This is a genomic window from Caldisericota bacterium, assembly GCA_034717215.1.
Classification (GTDB): Bacteria; Caldisericota; Caldisericia; order Caldisericales; family Caldisericaceae; genus UBA646.
The window spans coordinates 1-19390 of the sequence record JAYELD010000148.1; the positions used below are offsets into that span (position 1 = coordinate 1).

Annotated in this window: 8 protein-coding genes; all 8 read right to left on the reverse strand. The window is 40.6% G+C overall.

The genetic code is table 11. From position 1 onward, the window contains the following. Positions 1-746: 746 nt before the first annotated feature. A complete protein-coding gene (locus U9Q18_06170) occupies positions 747-3992 on the reverse strand; it encodes a stalk domain-containing protein (GenBank protein MEA3313942.1) in 3246 nt (1081 codons plus the stop codon). 12 nt (positions 3993-4004) lie between these two features. Then, on the reverse strand, positions 4005-7124 hold the full coding sequence (locus tag U9Q18_06175) for a S8 family serine peptidase (protein MEA3313943.1): 3120 nt from the start codon (positions 7122-7124) through the stop codon (positions 4005-4007). A gap of 135 nt (positions 7125-7259) precedes the next feature. Continuing rightward, complete coding sequence (locus U9Q18_06180; GenBank protein MEA3313944.1) at positions 7260-10067, reverse strand: stalk domain-containing protein; 2808 nt, start codon at positions 10065-10067, stop codon at positions 7260-7262. A gap of 13 nt (positions 10068-10080) precedes the next feature. Continuing rightward, positions 10081-12921 (reverse strand): stalk domain-containing protein, encoded by a 2841-nt coding sequence (locus U9Q18_06185; GenBank protein MEA3313945.1) that lies wholly within the window; start codon positions 12919-12921, stop codon positions 10081-10083. Positions 12922-13282: 361 nt separating this feature from the next. Beyond that, positions 13283-13570: a GIY-YIG nuclease family protein gene (locus tag U9Q18_06190; protein MEA3313946.1), complete on the reverse strand. Its 288-nt coding sequence runs from the start codon at positions 13568-13570 to the stop codon at positions 13283-13285. A gap of 156 nt (positions 13571-13726) precedes the next feature. Beyond that, a complete protein-coding gene (locus U9Q18_06195) occupies positions 13727-17791 on the reverse strand; it encodes a stalk domain-containing protein (GenBank protein ID MEA3313947.1) in 4065 nt (1354 codons plus the stop codon). A 655-nt stretch (positions 17792-18446) separates the two neighbouring features. Further along, positions 18447-18608 (reverse strand): hypothetical protein, encoded by a 162-nt coding sequence (locus U9Q18_06200; GenBank protein ID MEA3313948.1) that lies wholly within the window; start codon positions 18606-18608, stop codon positions 18447-18449. A gap of 233 nt (positions 18609-18841) precedes the next feature. Continuing rightward, positions 18842-19129, reverse strand: coding sequence for a GIY-YIG nuclease family protein (locus U9Q18_06205; GenBank protein MEA3313949.1), 288 nt, complete (start codon positions 19127-19129; stop codon positions 18842-18844). Positions 19130-19390: the final 261 nt, after the last annotated feature.

The following is a 19390-nucleotide window of genomic DNA, read 5'->3' on the forward strand; positions in this document are numbered from 1 at the left end:
AACTAAACTTGTGTAAATTTGCTTTGAGGTAATTTTGATTACTTTCATTTTTCCTTGGTAATGGGGCATAATTATCAGGGAAAAACCACCTCTTTTGCGAATATTTTTCTTCTTTGTTCTTATTTTGTGCCTCTCAAGGTCCATTAATACCCTCCTCTTGAATTTTAATCCAATACTATTAAAAATATACCTCATATTTTTTTATAGTCAATAGCAAATTAAAAAAAATCAAAATTAATAGAATATTTTTTATAATATACCAAATTTATTGCAATTTTAAAAATTATTTTTTCGTTTTCAAACTCTTTTCTTTGTTGTTGCTTTACGTCACACTGGTGCTTGGCACCAGTGTGACGTAATCTCCTCCTTTGTTTTCTCCCTGTCGTCATTGCGTGGAGCGCAGCGACAAAGCAATCTCCTCCTTAACAACAAACAATTGTTTTAAAAGAGACAAAAAGAAATTTTACTATGGGACTGCTTCGTCATTATATTCCTCGCAGAGACAAAAAAGAAGTCATTGCGCGGAGCGCAGCGACAAAGCAATCTCCTCCTTAAACTAAGAGACCCTTCGCAAAAAACGCTCAAGGGTGACAAAATAGCAGGTCATTCTGGAGGGAGCGGAGCGACTGCTCTTTTCCTTGGCATGCATTACGCCAAGTGAATCTCGTTTTTGAATTAATAGAGACACTGAAATAAATTCATGGTATAAAAGGGGGAGGGGAGATCTCCCCTCCCTTTCAAAAAACCTATGGTTTAGGATAAGTAATTGTAATTGTTTTTGTTGTACCTTCCCAATCAACCTTCGCACCAAGAGCTTCTGCAACAAAACGGAGTGGAAGCATTGTTCTCGAGTTCACTATAATCGGCTTCACATTATGATTGCCTTCATCTATCCACACTTCTGTCCCGTTCACTGTTGCTTTTGGATTGTCAATCCATAAGTTTATTACCGTTCCTTTGAGGTTTATCGTTACCTTCCTTGTAGCACCTTCCCAGCCGATCGTTCCGCCCAAAGCTTCAACAATTGCCCTAATTGGAACAACAGTTCTACTCCATGCGGAAATGATCAGAGGCTTTGTGCCTCTACCCGGATCAATTTCCTGAGTTACCCCATTTACACTCATTATTGGGTTGTCCGGTTGAAGGGTAATCACAGTAGAAGTCTGAAGTGTTACATTCTTTGCAACCGTTTTAGAAAGGTCATATTTATTCGTTGCAACAACAGTAATTATATTCAATCCGTCTTTAAGATACAAGCTCCCGGTAAAGCTGCCGTCATCTTTAACTGTAACAGCTTTGCCGTTTACAGTAACCGTTGCGCCAGGGTCAGTCTTACCAGAAAAATAGTAATAAGAGCTGTCAACTGTTTCGCCGGCAGGGATATTCACAGTAAGAGACGGTGGTACAGGATTTACAACCTCAACATTCAAATTATTTGCCTCAACAGGTATGTCCTTGCCTTTTGCATCTTTGAGCACCACTTCAGTAATTTGAATTGTTGTTTTTCCCTCGGCAGTCCCTTTAAAGTACACTTTGGCAACCTCTCCCAGGCCTGTTTTTCCGGTTACGCTACCTAAAAGCGTATATCCAATAGTAATAATACCTGGTTTTGAGTGATTTTCTATAAAGAGCACCTCATCACCAAGCAAAGTCCCTTGCACAACTTTTTCTACAGTCATAAGATTGGGGTCGTACCCCAAAACGATAGAAACACCGTAAAGATTTTCAACAGCTCCAACCATTACAGGAATTGCTGTGCTCTCCTTTATCGAAATCATTTCACCGACCATTTTCACAGACACAGGTGGTTTTTCTGGCACTGTTACAGTGACTATAAGTTTTTTCACAAGTGTCGTATCACCCTGCGAAACAGCTGTTATGGTAAAATATCCTGTATCATCCGGTTTTGCGGTAGAAGACACGGATACAGTAATCGGGATAATCAGCCTCTTCCCGGAAAGCAAACTACCACTTTCAGGGAATTCAGAGATACTCCACCCGGAAGGAAGTGAAGAATCAATGGAAAAAGCATAATCATCATCGTCAGTTCCGCGATTCTCCACGATGATATTAAATGTTTTGCTATCGTCTGCATAGATCATAGGTTTTCCCACGGAAGAAACAATTCTGTAATCATAACTCTTCGGCTCTGGCGCAGTAAAGCTTAAAACCCTTACCACATTATGAAAACAATCCGCAACATACAGTTTTCCGTCAGGCCCAAAGTTCATATTAACAGGTTCATACAGGAATCTATCCGTCCGCCAAAGGAAATTGCCGTCACTATCAAATGCCTGAATACGCCCGTTTTCAGTATCGGCTACAAGAATCTCCCCGCTTTCGCTTACAGCAGCACCGTACGGAATCCAGAGTCTTCCTTCACCTCTTCCTGCTCCACTGAACGACTTCTTAAGCGTTCCGTTGCTGTCATACTTATAAACTTTATTATCATCAGTCGTAGTAAAGTAAAAATTTCCGCTTCCGTCAATGGCAAACCCTGTTGGTGCATGCGCGGTAGTAAATTGACTGATGAATGTGCCGTTTGGTTTAAATCCGGCAATTGTCTGCGTGCCGTTGCTCGCACACCATATATTGCCTTTGCTATCAAATGCCATCTGGGCTACATCGGTTACTTTTCCTTCGCCAATCTTAGTAACAAAATTCCAGTTTTCATCAAATTTTGCTATATAGTGCTGCGTACCGACATACACAAAGCCAACTCCATCAGTAATAATGCCGCCCATTGCCCTGAAAGGTTCTGTTGCGCTTATTCCCTCTATCTTCTTAATTAATGTACCATCTTCCTTAAAGACAATGACTTCACCTGCATCTGAAAAATTGCCCCAGCTTGTCACCCAGATATTTCCTTTTGAATCAACTGCTGCACCAATAGGGTTCATCAGTCGCCCTTCAGCCTTTATATCAAAATCCATTCTTTGCACATAACTTCCATCCGCCGCAAACTCCGTGAGCCTTGTCCCACTAGGATAACCAAACGGATTGCCAGGATTGTGAAAATAGCCAGCATCATACGCAAACACACTGCCAGCCGCATTCACTGCAACACCGGCAGGAGTAAAGAAAGAACCGTTGGGCTGTGGATATTTAGTAGCCCTGCTGCCAAAGTTCATTATAAATTCGCCTTTTGAATCAAACTTTTCTATAACAGGATGCATCGGACTTCCTAATCCTCTGTCCACGACATAGATATTACCGCTGGCGTCAATTGCAACATCAAAGGGATACACAAACTCCCCGTCGCTTCCACCTTTGCCACCAAACGACAAAATATCGTTTCCACTGCCGTCCAGCTTATGCACAACGCATTTATTCATATCGACAACAAGTATGTCATTCCCGTTGATACACATACCACCGGGGTTAGAAAGCGTTCCGCTTGCAATAACTTTTTTAAAGTTACCGTCAGTGCTAAACACCTCTATCCTGTGGTTCAGCTGGTCAGACACATAAACGTTGCCGCTGCCATCCACTGCAATGCCGGACGGGCCGTTGAATTCGCCGTCGTCGCTGCCCTCTGTCCCTGCATTCAAAATCCAGTTCCCATCTTTGTCAAACTTTGCCCAGTAATTGTTGAAGAAATCCGCTACATAAAAATTACCATCGGCATCCACAGCTACATCAACAGGATACTGCAACATTCCTGGCCCTTTGCCAAGTTCGCCAAATGTAAACTGGTTTACAAAATTCTCATCAAACACATGCACTCTTCCATATGATGTATCGCAGATGACAAGCTCCCCGTTTTCTGTAAATGTCATACCCTGCATCGGATAAGAATAGTTACTCTTAAAATCATCTTCATAAGTGTTTGCAAGCTCAAGTGTCATTGCCCCAACGTATTCTTGCGGCATAACGCCGATCACTCCGACCTGATACACCTCTTTCACTCCTGCCTTTGCAGTCATCGGGGTAAAAGCAAACGTAGACAAAACAAAGGATAAAATAATTGCGAATATTACTATCTTTTTCATCACATTACCCCCTTATGGATAAATCTCGCCGAAATGCATAGCAAAAATTATCAAATCTTTCCCGTTAACGACACTGTCGCCGTTAAAGTCCGCCTGTGGGTTGTAATCTGGATCACCAGTTTCGTTTCCGAAACTCTTCGTAAACAGCTCGATATCTTTATTATCAACCGTATTATCACGGTTCAAATCCCATGGGTTTGGAGCTTCCGTAACAGTAAGAACCGTTGGAACAAATAGGGAAAGAATTTCTCCCTCAGTACCGCTCAGCAGTGCTTCCTTAAAACCGAGTTTAGACGTTCCAACACCTTTCCCTATCAAGTTAAACGAGATAAGCGTCCCTTCACCGGCTTTCGCAGTGCCTTCTTCCATCGATATCGTTATAAAAAGCTCTCCGGTAAAGTTGTCCAAACGGTAATCAAACACTGTCTCTCCTGAACCACTGAAGAACTCTCCTTCCGTGACGCTATCGGGATCAATACTCAATTTTGTAGCATCAAATGTTACAACGGTGCTAACGCTTGAAAGTTTATCAGAAACAGCAATATTCACGTTAGCTGCAACAGTATCCCCCTGCACAATGCTGTCTTTTTCAACACCTATTGTCACCATCGTGTCGGGAGCATTTACCACCATGAATTCGCCATTTACAACAGCTGCATCTTCAATGATAGGATCCTGCACATTGCCGTTTGACTCAACAGCAGCCACCTCCCATTTGTACGTACCTTCATCAAGGAAGTAACTCCCGGATATATCTCTGCCGTCCCACGAATATGTATAGTCACCGACAAGAAGCAGCGCTTTATTATATATTAGTCCGAGAAGGTTATCATCCATATCAAATATCCTTATCTGCATTTCGTCTATAATATTTGCATTTGTCGCTCTATCCTTCGGTTCAGGCGGTGGAATAATAGAACCGGTGCCGAGAGTAAAGTTAAAATCCATTGTGCTTACATTAGGAGTAATAGTATCGGTAGAGGTGGAAACATTGGTTAATGTCTCCGGTATTTCCACATCGCCATTCCACAAAACAAAAGGCACGTGCAATTTCGTATTCTCAGATTCAACATAAATAACCCCTTCATGTGAGCCATTTGAAAGCTTTGTCTGATCCACAGTAAATGTCACGTTGAATGTCGCCGTTTTTCCTACAGCAACAGTTAGCGATGTTTTGCTGACTGCTGCGGTAAGCCCTTCGGTTAAAACAGATGTAAGTTCCGAGGAAACTGAAAATGTTTCGGCACTTTCCGAAAGGTTTTGTACGGTGAACGTTACCGGTTTAATATTAGCCACTTTGGCAAGCAAATCATAAGGTTCAACAATTGCAGTAGTTGTTGCTGCAGCTGGAATGTTTATACGCCCTGCTCCCTGCAAAGTCCATGTGATAACCCTTCCAGTTTCAGGATTTTTAAGAAGCGTTGCAGTATTCATTAGTGCAGATTTAATCTGCTCGGAGTTCCAGGAAGGATGCATCTGCTTGACAAGGCAAATTGCGCCAGCAACAAACGGTGCTGCCATAGAAGTACCCTGCCAGCTTGCATATCTCCCGTCAGGCACAGAAGAGTTAATACCAACACCGGGCGCTGAAACTTCCGGCTTGAAATAAAAATCAGAAGTAGGACCCATAGAAGTGAAATCCGCCGCAGTCCCCAAGGAATCTGTCTCTCCAAATTTTATCTTTAATCCTTTATTAATTAAGCTCTTCAAGTACAATCCGTCGACTTCCGTGATAAAAATCGTCGGCAGAAACTCTTTATCTGCATCTTCCGGATTCACCACAAGTGCAGGCGAAACAATACCGGGAAGATTATTGTACAAAATAACGCCGACAGCACCAGCCACTTTTGCGTTAAGTACTTTATCCCTGAAATAAAGTGCATTTGGGCCAATAGGGCCGCGGCTGATAAGAGCTATCTTCCCCGTCAAGTCCAGCCCGTACACATCAGCTTTTGAACCAAAACCACAAACCACAACTTCATACTCTTCGACAGTAGGGAATTGGGGTGATACATCAGCGTAATCGCCCATAATGGTTTTTTCATAAGTCGAAGGAGCAGCAACAAATATAGAAGGATGGTGCGCATCATCAGATGCGGCAACTGCAATGACTTTTTGTGCTCCAGCAGGAGATCCCAATGGATACGGGGTAGATTTTGACCTTGCCCCCTGGTTTCCCGCAGAAATAGCAGCAAGCACTCCGCTGTCTGCCGCATTATCAAACGCCTTATTTTCAGGATCTTCAGGGTCTGCTGTTCCAAGTTTGCCAGAGCCGAACGAAAGGTTCACGGCATCACATTTGTCTTTTACCGCCTGCTCTACTGCGGCAATGATTGCTTCGGTAGATGCAGAATTGTTCCCGCCGGGAACAATTTTATACCCCATAAGGTTTGCACTAGGCGCAACACCTTTTACCTCACCGTCGCCTGCCGCAATGCCTGCAACGTGAGTACCGTGCCCTTGAACATCCATAGGGTCAGTATCGTCATCGCCAAAATCATACCCGCCAATCACCTTATACCCGGGCCCAAAACCACCGCCGAGGTCAGGATGGTTGTAATCAATGCCCGTATCAATGATGCCGATAAGCATACCGGTACCATCAACGGGGTTCCCTTTTTCATCAGTCATTTCCCACATATCAGTCGCACCAATAAGAGATGTTGCAACACTTCTCTCCACATAGTACGTATCAGTTGGGAAAATTTTCTTGATTCCTTTTATTTCCGCAAGTTTTCCAATATCCTCGCCTCTCACCTTTGCAGAAAATCCGTTGTACGTGTACTGGTAGCTGTAAATAAGCTCCGCATCTGAACAAATTTTCTTCATTTCATCAAACACGTCCTGCTGAGCCAACATCAATTTCTCAGCATAAGAAAGCGCGTTACGCCCACTGATACTGCTTAAAAGAAATGGCTGCCCTTGACTTGCAATCTGGTAAGGAACAACAGGAGTGTTCCACAGTTCTACAATAACTTTGATAGTGTTTGGGGTTTCTAATTCATTAGATGTAAATTCTTTTGACAGTTTAGCAGAAGTTGGGGGAGCTGAAGCCGAAACGGTTTTGGGAACAAATCCGACAGCAAGAACAAGAGAAAGTACTACAAACAAAACAATGATTTTTTTCTTCATCTTTCCTCCTTTCAAAAATGAAATTCAATTTTAATTATACCACCTCATTCAAAAAAATAAAATTGCAAGATGCAAGTAAAAAAATGGCAGGAATTCAAAAAACCCCTGCCACAGTTTTTTAAATTAAATTTTTATTTAAGGCGTGTAAGTGATTGTTATCGTTTTTGTTTCGTTCTCCCAGTCAACAGTTGCACCGAACGTTTCCATAATAAAGCGCAGCGGGACAAGCGTCCTTCCGTTTTGAATAATAGGCGGAGCGTCCAGCGTTTTCACATCGCTACTATCAATCAGAGCAATGGAAGACCCAATTTGCAGCTGTATCGTGTGTGTCTTATGCGTAATTGTAATAACCTTTAAATCGCCATTCCAATCCACAACGGCACCAAGTGCTTCCGAAATAAAGCGCAGCGGAACAAGCGTCCTCCCATTTTGAATAATAGGAGCAGTATCCAGTGTTTTCATCTCAGAGCCAACATACGCAATGTCACTCCCTATTTGAAGCGTTATAACTATTTCATTGACACGGCTTATCGTGATATTCTTCGTTATCTTATTCCCGGCAAGGTCTGCCGCTGTAATATAAAAATTGTTTTCACCATTATACAAATTAACTGTCATACTAAAAATGCTCCCATCAAAATCCATCGCTTTGCCGTTAAGTACAACGGTCCCTTCTTCATTTAACTTCAACCGGATATTAACCGTCTCTTCCGTTGTACTGTACTGTTCTTTATCAGGGAAAAGCGTTGTTATAACGGGTAGTTCCTCATCCAGGTATACGGTCCTCATTATAGAAACAGAATTACCGGCAATGTCTCTCGCATATATAGCAAGGGGAAATTTGTCCATTACATCTAACTCATGGGAAAAAGAAAGGTCGTTTTCAACAATCACAACAATACCGTTAATAGTCAGGTCACAGGGTTCACTAACCTTTCCAGACAAAACTGTATGTGTGTCATTCACATATATATTGCCACTGCCCTGGTCAAAGCTTACAGTAGGAGGCGTGTTGTCAACTATGAAATTTCTTTCCTGCACATCGCCTTCGTTTCCCGCTCCATCCTTTGCCTTGGCAAAAATCTTATGCTCTCCTTCCTGCACAACAATATCTTGCCCGTCATACAGAAGGAATTCACCGTCGTCCATCTTAAAATGAACTTCTCCGCCGTTGGGCGTCGAAAGATGGACATTCGGCTTGCTTTTATAAATACCGTTTTCTCCGTCAGGATTCGCAGGCGTCACAGTAAATTCAACAACAGGAAGCACCGTAATGGTCAGGATGTTACTCTCTATTTCAGCAGTTTCTTTTGAAGTAGATACTTTCAACACATAATCGCCAATTTCACCAGGATTTCTGATGCCAAAATCCACAGGTATCTTTACTTTCACCTCGCTGTTTGGCTCGATATTAAGTGGAACAGTTGCTACAACACTGTAAACATCGATAGATACATTATTTACCGGAATATCGTTAATAAATATTACCCCTTCGTTAGCAGTTTCAGGGAGTTCAAAAGCGTCTCCAAAATTTATTTTTACCCAGTCGTTTCCGTTAGTTAGCTCCCCCACAAGTCCTGTTGTAAAAGTGATATTAAACTCGTTCTTCGTTTCCGTGCCCGAGTACAAGGCATTCAGCACAACATTTCTGACAGAAGATTGGGTTATGGAAACGACAGCAGTTGCAATACCAAAATCGCTATCCGTGTATATTTTTATCGCGTAATCCCCGAAAGATACCGGATTTGCAATGTGAGCTTCATCGGATATCTCGATAACTACATTGGCATTGTTTCCTATATTCTCCGGTACGTGAATAATAACTTGTTCTCCATTCACTTCCGTATCGGCACTTTTGTCGTTAACTGTAACAAAAGAAGAATCAATTAATTCGCGAAGAGTAAAACCATCAGGAAAATTTATATAAATGCTTTTACCTTTTATCAAGGATCCAATAGGAGATGTGGTAAAATCAATGTGTATGGATGAATCCATTGTAATAACATCCGAGCCAAGGCTTATGTTGAGGTTTTGCGCCATAGGGGATGCAATATTAAAAGGCACTGACTCTACCCAATCGGGCTCAACATTGGTTGAAACCATAATTGTTTTACGTCCAGCCTGAATGGGATTGGAAATCCCAAATTCCTTCTCGAAAACCAATGTAACTGGATAATTTGCAGGGATATCAATGGGAGCAAAAACACGAATTACATAAGGGGTTTCTGTGTCTCGATATACAGCAGAAACTTGTTGTCCGTTAATCAGAATGTATGTTTTATGAAGAAAATTTGGAAACATTGTACCTTCGGGAAATTTGACCCTAATATCTTCATTGCTCCTTAAAGTCCCCCTTATACCTGTTGCAAAACTCACCGTATACCCTGCTTCCATTCCCTTAACAGCAGGATCTACTATCACAGTTACACCTTGCACTACAGATGAAGTAATTCTGTAAGTATATGAAAGAACTACTTCAACTTCAACTCCAAGATAATTTACCAAAACTACCCTTACTTTATAACACACTGCAGGAATTGTAGGATTCACAATTCCTGCTTCTTTTTTAAATAAAATTTCTACTTTGTCACCTGTATTTATGTATTGAGAAAGGGAGAGAATTGCCTCCATTGAGGAATCTCCTTCAGCTTTCTTAAACTGGACTCCAAGCACTGGAATATTATTCACAAGGACGCTTTCAAAAGGAGCACTCGGACTTCTAAAACCCGTATCTGCCCTAAAATAAATTTTAAGTGTCTTCACTTTGTCATATTCGGAATAGCTTCCGTAAATCCGATATTCGCCAACAGACCCTGCATTATTGGGAGCAACCTCAACATTAAAAGGAGGCGCAACAGTAATTGCATGAGAATTTAATGGAAATATCGAAAAAGCAAATAAAAATATTAAAATTATTAGATAAAACCTTCTAAAAAATTTCATACAAGTATCCCCTTTATGGTTTTGGATAAATAATCGTAATGGTCTTCGTCGCGTCATCCCAGACGACTTCCGCTCCAAGTGCTTCCGAAATAAAACGGACAGGAACCATTGTCCTACCGTTATCAATAATAGGGGCTGTATTTATCGCAATTTTTTTATCATTCACCGAGGCGAAGTTCTTCCCTATTTGCAATCTTATCGTATCATTTCCAAGCTCGATGTCAATAATCTGGAAAACAGGATCCCACGTAATCTCCGCGCCAAGTGCTTCTGAAATAAAACGGACAGGCACCATTGTCCTCCCATTTTTGATAATCGGCGGGGCATCCAGCGAAACAGTATCAGCATTAATCATCGCAACTACATTTTTTACCTGAAGTTTTATAATCGTCGTTTTTATATACTTAATGTTAATATTTTTTGTAGCAGCATTGCCTGCCGCATCTTTTGCAATCACTTGAATAATCGATGCTTCGCCTTCGCTGATTTCGTAAAGCCCGTACAAAAATCCGCCATTTGCATCAACTGTTGCTTCATTACCATTCACGGTCACAGTCGCGCCCGGCTCGGTTGTTCCTCTCACTATAACTGGCAATTTGTGAAACTCCTGGAAAGAAACGGGGCTTATCACAGTCAGCGTAGGCGGTGTTGTATCAAGAGAAACGTGTAGTACTTTTTGGGTACTGTTTCCTGCAAAATCCGTTGCGACAATTGTCATAACAGCGCTGCTTCCACTTATTGTTATTATTGTGCTAAAATGCCCTGCTGCATCAACAGAAACAGGCAGCCCGTCAACTTTTACGGTGGTACCAATTTCTACAGCCCCGGACACCACGACATCTTTACTGCTTAAAGTTGCATTATCCGCAGGGGACGTAATAACAAGCTGGGGAGGCACAATGTCAACCATAAACTGTCTGGATTTAATTCCTTCCTGCCTTCCTTGATGGTCAACAGCATAATAAAATAAAGTATGAAACCCTTCCGGCACAGTAATTGTCTGCCCGCTATACACTGCAGGACTGTTATTGTCAAAGTAGAAATATATAAACGGGTTTGGATCAGCAATACTTGAGGTAGTAAGTGTCACTGTCGGCTGCGTTTTATAATACCCGTTAAGCCCGTCAGGGCTCGCTGGTATCGCAGTTAATTGTGTCGCAGGCGTAATATAAATTACATAAGCAGTCGAAGCAACCGAATAAGTTTCTTTAGTAGTATTTACATTCAATACATAAGAAGCAGCCGCTGCAGGATTTACAATGCCTGCATTTTCAAAAATTACCACGGTAATTATAGAATTTGCAGGAATATTTATCGGTACAGTAATCGTAACTGTTCTCACGCTAACTGTTACATATGTTGCAGTAACACCATTCACCGTCACGTCATATTTTTGAATTACTTGAGGCACTGTAGTCCCCACGGGAAAAATAATATTTATCTTGTCAACTCCAGCGACAAATGCTCCGCTTTCTCCAGTAGTAAACGAAATTGTATAGACAGAGACCTGTCCCGCGCTTGCCGAAGAAATCTGAACAGTTGGTTGCCCTATCTGAGAAGTAGTTATAGTAAAATTTGTGCTTACACGAGTAGCATCCGATGAAGTATAGATAGAAATACTGTATATCCCTGCTGCCCCCGGATTTTTAATTCCAAAACCGGGAGCAATAATTACGGTAATCTGCGAATTTGCAGATGTATTTACAGGAGTTGTAATAATAAGTTTATTGCCAGAAATTGTTACATTAACACAAGCATTATCATTTACAGTAATTGCACCTGGGATTACCAATGTAGGAAGCGTCACTTCGTCAGGAAATACAATATTAATTTTACTAGAATTTGCAGTTAGATTACCGGTTGCAGAGGTACTAAAAACTACTTTGTATTCAGCCATAGTTGACTGCGAAGGAGGTGCAACAGTTGCTGTTACATTTGAAATAATCGTTCCCGTAATGTGGTAAGGATTAGAAATTGCAAGTCCTGTATCCTTACTTGTCAAAACTTGAAGATTATAGTTGCCAGGTTGCTCAGGATTCTTAATACCAAATGTTTTCAAAAACTCTACAGTACATGATCCACCTGGTGGAACAAAACCCAAATCCGGTACATACACTCTTACCCTTAAGCCGTTTATTTCAATAGCATCACAATTAAGATATCTCAAAAGCACTTTTGACGGGTCAGGATTTGAAGGAAATACTGTCCCTGTAGGGAAATAAACATCCACATAATCAACACCGCCAATAAGTGCTCCGTCACTAGAGACGTTGAACACTATTGAATAATCTGCTATTTCCCCTGAATCCATTGGTGAAACATAGACAATCAATCCAGCAACAGGATTTCCGCCACCTCCGCTTATTACAATAAGAAAAGATTCAGAAGTAACAGGAGTAGGTTCAGCAGTAGTCCATATTTTTATACTGTACACACCGTAAACAGGGTTTACAATACCTGCAGAAGAAGAAAAAGTTATAAAAACTTTTTGTGTAACCAAAATGCTGTCTGTAAGAGTCAACTTGATAGTATTATTAACGCCAACTAAAATGACGGATGGATGCGAAGAAAATAAACCCCCATCACTAATGGTAACATAATTGGGATTTATCGTAGCAGGCAAATCATATTCAGACGGGAACTGCACATAAATGTTATGCTCACCAGCATCATTAGTGTTTATCGCAACTCCCACGCGCATTTCAATTTTATACTCTGCCTGTGTATTTTCGGTAAGCGGCGTTATCGTAACTTCATTAATCGTAACATTAGCAGAAACAGGTTGGGAGGAAACCGTCGAAAATATGGTAAAAAGAAAAACAAATGAAAGCAAATAAATTAAAATCTTTTTCATGCTATATATACCTCCTGAGGTTTTAATTTTTCTATAAGTATATAATAATTTTGATAAAATACAAATACTGCGGCTGCTTTTTTGAGTGGGTCATTGCACTCTTTTCCTATCACATTATTGTATTGCTTTTGTCTTTACGCTCTTTTTTCTTGTCATTGCGAACCTGCGTAAGCAGGTGAAGCAATCCCCTCCTTAACAACAAACAATTGTTTTCAAAGAAATAAAAAAGAGGAATTTTACTATGAGACTGCTTCGTCATTATATTCCTCGCAGAGACAAAGGAGAAGTCATTGCACTTTTTCTTGTCATTGCGCGGAGCGGAGCGACAAAGCAATCTCCTCCTTAACAACAAAACATTATTTTATATTTCTTCGTATAAATCATTCCATTCTTTATTAGTGCTGTTGATTAAATCTACTTTCTTCTTTCTGGAACCGGCTTTTAGTTGTTTTTCTCTCGAGATTTCATTATAAGCATCCTCAAACACTTCATAATACACAAGCTTGTTAATATTATATTTTTTTGTAAATCCTTTTACTAATTTGTTTTTATGCTCATATGCTCTTCTTTTCAAATCATTTGTTACTCCTACATAAAACACAGTGCCATACTTATTAGTCATTATATACACATAAAATTGTTTATCCATTCCGTTATCCTCTTTTATTGCATTATAAATAATGTGACAATAAAAAAGAAATTTTACTATGAGACTGCTTCGTCATTATATTCCTCGCAGAGACAAAGAGGAATTAAAAAAGCCCCCGCAGAAGCGGGGGCTTAATAATACTTTATTAAGAACTAACTATGGTTGAACGAGAGTAATAGTAACTATTCTAAGTGCTGGATCCCATCCAACTTCTGCGCCAAGTCCTTCACTAATTAAGCGAGCAGGGACCATTGTTGCGGCAAATTCTCCGTCGCCGTACGGTTTAAGGTATGGCGGGAATATCGCTACTACATTCCCGTTAACTACTGCAGAAACATTACCTATCTGAAGTCCAACGGTGTTGTCGTTAAGTACAAGAGTAATACCCTTGGTCTCAGCAATCCATGTAACTTCTGCGCCAAGTGCTTCAGCAATTGCTCTGAGAGGAAGATAGGTGTGGCCCTCTTTAATCTCTGCCACTGCATCAAGCTGTGCTATCTGTCCGTTAACTGTCATAATATCAGAACCAATCTGGACTTTAACAACAGTCACAGTCGGTACTGAGTACTCAACAGTAAGCTCAACTTCGCCTTTGTTGCCTGCAGCGTCAAATGCAACTACTTTAATTACATTTTCGCCTTCGGCAAGTGAGCAAACAGCACTGAATGCGCCATCTGGTGCAAAGTCAACTTTCATCGCGCCGATGTAAAGTGATACAACACCGACATTGTCTTCTACTGTACCGCTAATTTTTACCGTTCCTTCGACAACTTCGCCCGCATCTGCAGTAACTACAGGTGCTTCGATGTCAAGAACAGGTTCCTGGTACACTGAGATGATTTCCAGATTTCCGCTAGTAGGAACGTAAGGAAGATTCCAGTCTTCTCCTATTCCCCATCCGCACGGAAGTTCTAAACATAATCCACCAGCAAATGTAAGACCTACCGAATATTTTCCTGACTGCAGTGGATTAAATGCCCAATCCATCTCACCATCATTATTTGTTACAGCGGGTGCTATAGAAGAGTAACCACTTCCAGCTACTCCCGATGTAAGTGCAGTCGCACTTACATTAGGCACGCCATGTCCGTGTGCATCTTTTACACTTAAAGTAACATGAGTTGTTGTTGGGGGAATTGTAAACGGTACTTCGGTCGGGTCTACTGCTGCAGTTCCGGGAACAAGTGTAAATGTATCAACATAGAGCCATGTCCAGTCATAAACTTCAAAGAAAATCATAAATGCTGGATCTTCTGTAGTATTAGGATTGCCAAAGCCAGTTACTGCAATCGGTGAGGGCTGTGTGCAACCCGATGGAACTCCAAAACAAACATCAGATGTTGGGAATCTGCAACCATTTTTTGCTGCATATCTGACTAAAGTCCAGTTAGTATCTGTTGTAAAGTCGTGAATTCCTCTTGGGTCTGTTGCAGCTACATAGATGTATTCTGTAAGTCCTTCGGTGATAATACCGTCATTGTCAATTATAGTTCCATCAGAAAGGCCGATCTGTACTGTAAATTCTGGCATTAAAACTGGAATTTCAATTGTAACAACTTCTTTCGCTGTACAATCATAGTAATAGGATGTACCAACGATCTTAAATGTGCCTTCATCATCAAGAGGATAATTAAAAGCAAATCTATAACCTGTATCGGTTGTTGAAGGCGTTACAGAAAGACCATATTGTACCCAGGTATGGCAATAAGCTTGTGAGTCAATTAAAGTATCATTAAAGTAGAACTTCCATGAAACTGAACTCCAGTAAGGACTTCCAGCGTCAACTGAGAACCCTGGATCTGTAATATCAATTATCGGGAGTACGCCTGCAAGCATTTCGTCAGGGTCAACTTCACCTTCGAGAACTGTAGAAGTTGCAGTAAGAGCTGTACTAGTTGGTGTTACATTAATAGGATACAAATCTTCAGCAATCATTGGATAAGTAATAGTCATATTATCACATGCATCATAACTTCTGCCAAGACCAAATACCTTCACGACAAGGCTGTATCCACAAGGAGTGTATGTTGTTGGATAGTTAAATGTAATGCCGTAGAGATTGAACGGGCAGTCTCCAAATTTAAGACCATCATCTACAAGTACCTGATTTTCATCATAGATACCGGTAGATTTGAATGTCTGTAAGGGCTGGTCTGGAATGTTTGGTTCAAGAGCGCCAAGAGGATTATACCATATCATCGACCCATCTACTGGAACTCCGCTCCAGGTATCAACTGTGAATGCATCTTCCAGAAGATCGCCGTTTTCATCGGTCATGTACATTGCAACAATATAGTTAGGACATGAGCAGGTTAAATCAACAGGTGCACCTGTTGGGTCAATCGAGATTGAAAGTTGATCAACTTTCTTTCCCACTTCAACAGTTGCAGCATCTATAACATCTGCTCCTGTAAGAGTTACCCCACCATATGTACAGGAAGGAACTTCACAGATGTCAAATGTCTTAGTGAATTCGTGGCAACAAGCATTGGTTGACATTACGTCTTTGGAAACTAGATCGTCTCCGTCCCAATCATCACAATTAGTATTCGCTCTTTCCCATGCAACCATATCAACTGTAACAGAAATTTTACCTGCCTGGGTGATAAGAACTTTCAATTTGTCACCAAGATCTTGATAACAAAAAGTACTTCCAGTAGTGTCAATTACTTCAATTGGTCCATTGATAGACCAGGATGCATCATAAACATACCAGTCCGTAACCATTGAAGCAGGCATATCCCATGAATCAACTTTAATCTCAAAACTGTTTCCAATTGTGCAAGGAAGTTTATCGTAAACGCTCTCAACAGAATCAAAAACCCATGGAGGAGTATCATCGCCGTAAGGACTTACTGCATCTGGTGCAGTGACATCAACATACGGATTGAATACAGTTTTGGTAACTGTGTTTATTATAACATTGTTAGAATATTTTGTTTCAGTAAGATACCACGTCTTTTTTGCTCTGAATCTTACATCAACACTATTTCCTACTTCAATCTCAGCCCTGTAGAATCCTGGAGAGATTTCGGCAAAAATAGACATGGCTGTCCAAGTTATATCGCCATCAACCACAGTTAACCCTGCAGTAGTTGGCCAGGTAGGTTCTGTAGCAGCCGCAGTACCTCCATCAACAGTACATCGATAATACAAACCGCTGAATCCAGTTGTTGGTAGTACTAAGCTTCCTACACCATAGTCAAAGTTCGCAACCCAATCAATAATGCCCGTATTTTCAATTACATTTGTTGTTATGATCGTTGCCCCAGTTACAGGATCTCCATCTTGGTTAACAAGGTAAAGAAGAACTGGCTGGTCATTCTGGCTCTTGTAGATACGGACAGGACTGATGTAGGTGCTCAAAGCCATCGTAATATCAGGAATATTGCTCAGTATATCATAAATCATCCAGTCGTTGTCTGGAACTAATGCACCTGCGGTGGTTATATCGGGATCTGAAATGGATGCATAAAGGCCGTCTGGGTAAGCATCCCTTATAAATACTTTGAAATCTCCAACCTGGGTATCAGGATCCACCGGAAATGTGAGAGCAAAATATCCTGAAGAGAGTGCTGCAACTGTGTAGTGTGCAATAATAGCGTCATTAGGATCGGTAATACCAACTATTACTGGAACAAGGACTGTCTGGCCGGAACCTCTTGTAATCCAGCCTTCAATCGTGTTGAACCCTGCACAGGGTTCAATTGTATCTGCTTTCCACGTGAGATTGTACTGGATAAAGATAGGATCAGCTAATGTTGCAGATTCAGTATCGCCACCACTCTCTGTAACCTTAATCATATAAGGGCCGTCGTATGAGACGTTACCTGTTCCAATTTGAAACGGGTAAGTCAGGGTGCCATCCACTTGATATGCAGTCACCGAGTCAATAAGTTCATTATAAGCAGTATTATTCCAAGCAAGTAATTCAATCACATAAGCATCACCTGCATTTACGGTATCAAATGTCACTGTACCGTGGATCGCATCGCCCATCTTGTAAACATAGGTATCATCCACAAAAGGAGTAACAGCACCTGGTGTGCCATTATAATAATACTCTGGATTACTAATAGCATCAACGCTCTTTGCATGATCAGCAACAGGATTTATAGAAATTTCTGTTGTTGCTGCCATTGCGGTTGGTGCATTTGCAAATACTGCCGCAAATGACATCAGCATCGATACCGCGATAAAAATACTTAGAAACTTTTTCATTAAAAGTTCCTCCTTTCATTTTGTAAAATTTTTAAACGTTTAAAAACCTTTTTCAAGATCTTTTTTTAATTCTTTTTCATCCTTTTCAATGCTTTAATGCTTTATTTTTTCCTCTTTCTTTACCACCTCCATTTGCTCTTTCTTTCAGAGCATATATTTTATATTGAAATTAACTGCCCCAGAACCTAAAAACATTTGCAGAGGTCCATGTTGTGCATCGCTGCATCCTCCGGTGACTCACCCTGTTAATCTTTAAACCCTGAAGCAAGTATCCCCAAAAATGGTTATTGCAATTACTTCTTTTCTTATCGTCATTGCGAACCTGCGTAAGCAGGTGAAGCAATCTCCTCTTTAACAACAAACAATTGTTTTAAAAGAGACAAAGAAAGAATTTTACTATGAGACTGCTTCGTCATTATATTCCTCGCAGAGACAGAAGAGAATTACCCTGCGACTGACGCGGCAATCTCCGTATTTCCTTTTACTCGTTTAGTTTTCAATGTACTTTCTATTTTTCTTTCCGCAGGAAGGTTCTTTTCTCAAAATATATTACAAACGGAATTTAACCTTCCACCTATATAGTGCAAATTTCGTGCCAGAACGGTAAATGCGCGCGAGTTTATATTTTAAGAAACTCAGTATTTATATGATGCTTTTATATTTTTTTAAAAATTTTCTGCTCGCCTTTTTGCAAAAAACCAACCACACTTTCGGGTAATGTCTGCCCTCTTTCTTGTGTAAAATTTACCCCACCGTGTAAACTTCCCCTGCTATTTTTCCCTACCGCTACCAAAACTTGCAACAAATCCTTTTCCACTCCTCTTTTTTCCCTTTACTGTTGAGATCGCCACGCTCGTTTCACTCGCTCGCGGAGACGAAAAAAAGTGTCATTGCGTTTTTTTCTTGTCATTGCGTTGTCATTGCGCTTTTTCCCGTCATTGTGAGCATTTCTTTGGAATGCGCGGCAATCTCCTCCTTTGTTTCCTCCCTGTCGTCATTGCGCGGAGCACAGCGACAAAGCAATCTCCTCCTTAACAACAAAACATTATTTTATATTTCTTCGTATAAATCATTCCATTCTTTATTAATGTTGTTAATTAAATCCAGCTTATTTTTCCGAGAGCCAGCCTTTAGTTGTTTTTCTCGTGTGATTGCATTATAAGCATCCTCAAACACTTCATAATACACAAGCTTGTTAATATTATATTTTTTTGTAAATCCTTTTACTAATTTGTTTTTATGCTCGTAAATCCTTCTTTTCAAATCATTTGTTACTCCTATGTAAAACACAGTGCCATACTTATTAGTCATAATATACACATAAAATTGTTTATCCATTCCATTACCCTCTTTTATTGCATTATAAATAATAAACAAAAAAGGAATTTTACTATGGGACTGCTTCGTCATTATATTCCTCGCAGAGACAAAAAACGGGTCATTGCGCGGAGCGCAACGACAAAGAAATGCTATTATTTTTCTTCCACTGCACTTAAAACAATAAGGAACGCATCGCCCCTGTTGAGAGCTTTTTTACCAGCATATCTGTCCTGAAACAGCCCATGCTGGATAGAAAGCAATTTAACAGTTTCTTCTTCT

Excerpts from the sequence above, each read along its gene's own strand:
- U9Q18_06170 (MEA3313942.1), bottom strand. The coding sequence starts at position 3,992 with ATGAAAAAGATAGTAATATTCGCAATTATTTTATCCTTTGTTTTGTCT.
- U9Q18_06175 (MEA3313943.1), bottom strand. The coding sequence starts at position 7,124 with ATGAAGAAAAAAATCATTGTTTTGTTTGTAGTACTTTCTCTTGTTCTT.
- U9Q18_06180 (MEA3313944.1), bottom strand. The coding sequence starts at position 10,067 with ATGAAATTTTTTAGAAGGTTTTATCTAATAATTTTAATATTTTTATTT.
- U9Q18_06185 (MEA3313945.1), bottom strand. The coding sequence starts at position 12,921 with ATGAAAAAGATTTTAATTTATTTGCTTTCATTTGTTTTTCTTTTTACC.
- U9Q18_06190 (MEA3313946.1), bottom strand. The coding sequence starts at position 13,570 with ATGGATAAACAATTTTATGTGTATATAATGACTAATAAGTATGGCACT.
- U9Q18_06195 (MEA3313947.1), bottom strand. The coding sequence starts at position 17,791 with ATGAAAAAGTTTCTAAGTATTTTTATCGCGGTATCGATGCTGATGTCA.
- U9Q18_06205 (MEA3313949.1), bottom strand. The coding sequence starts at position 19,129 with ATGGATAAACAATTTTATGTGTATATTATGACTAATAAGTATGGCACT.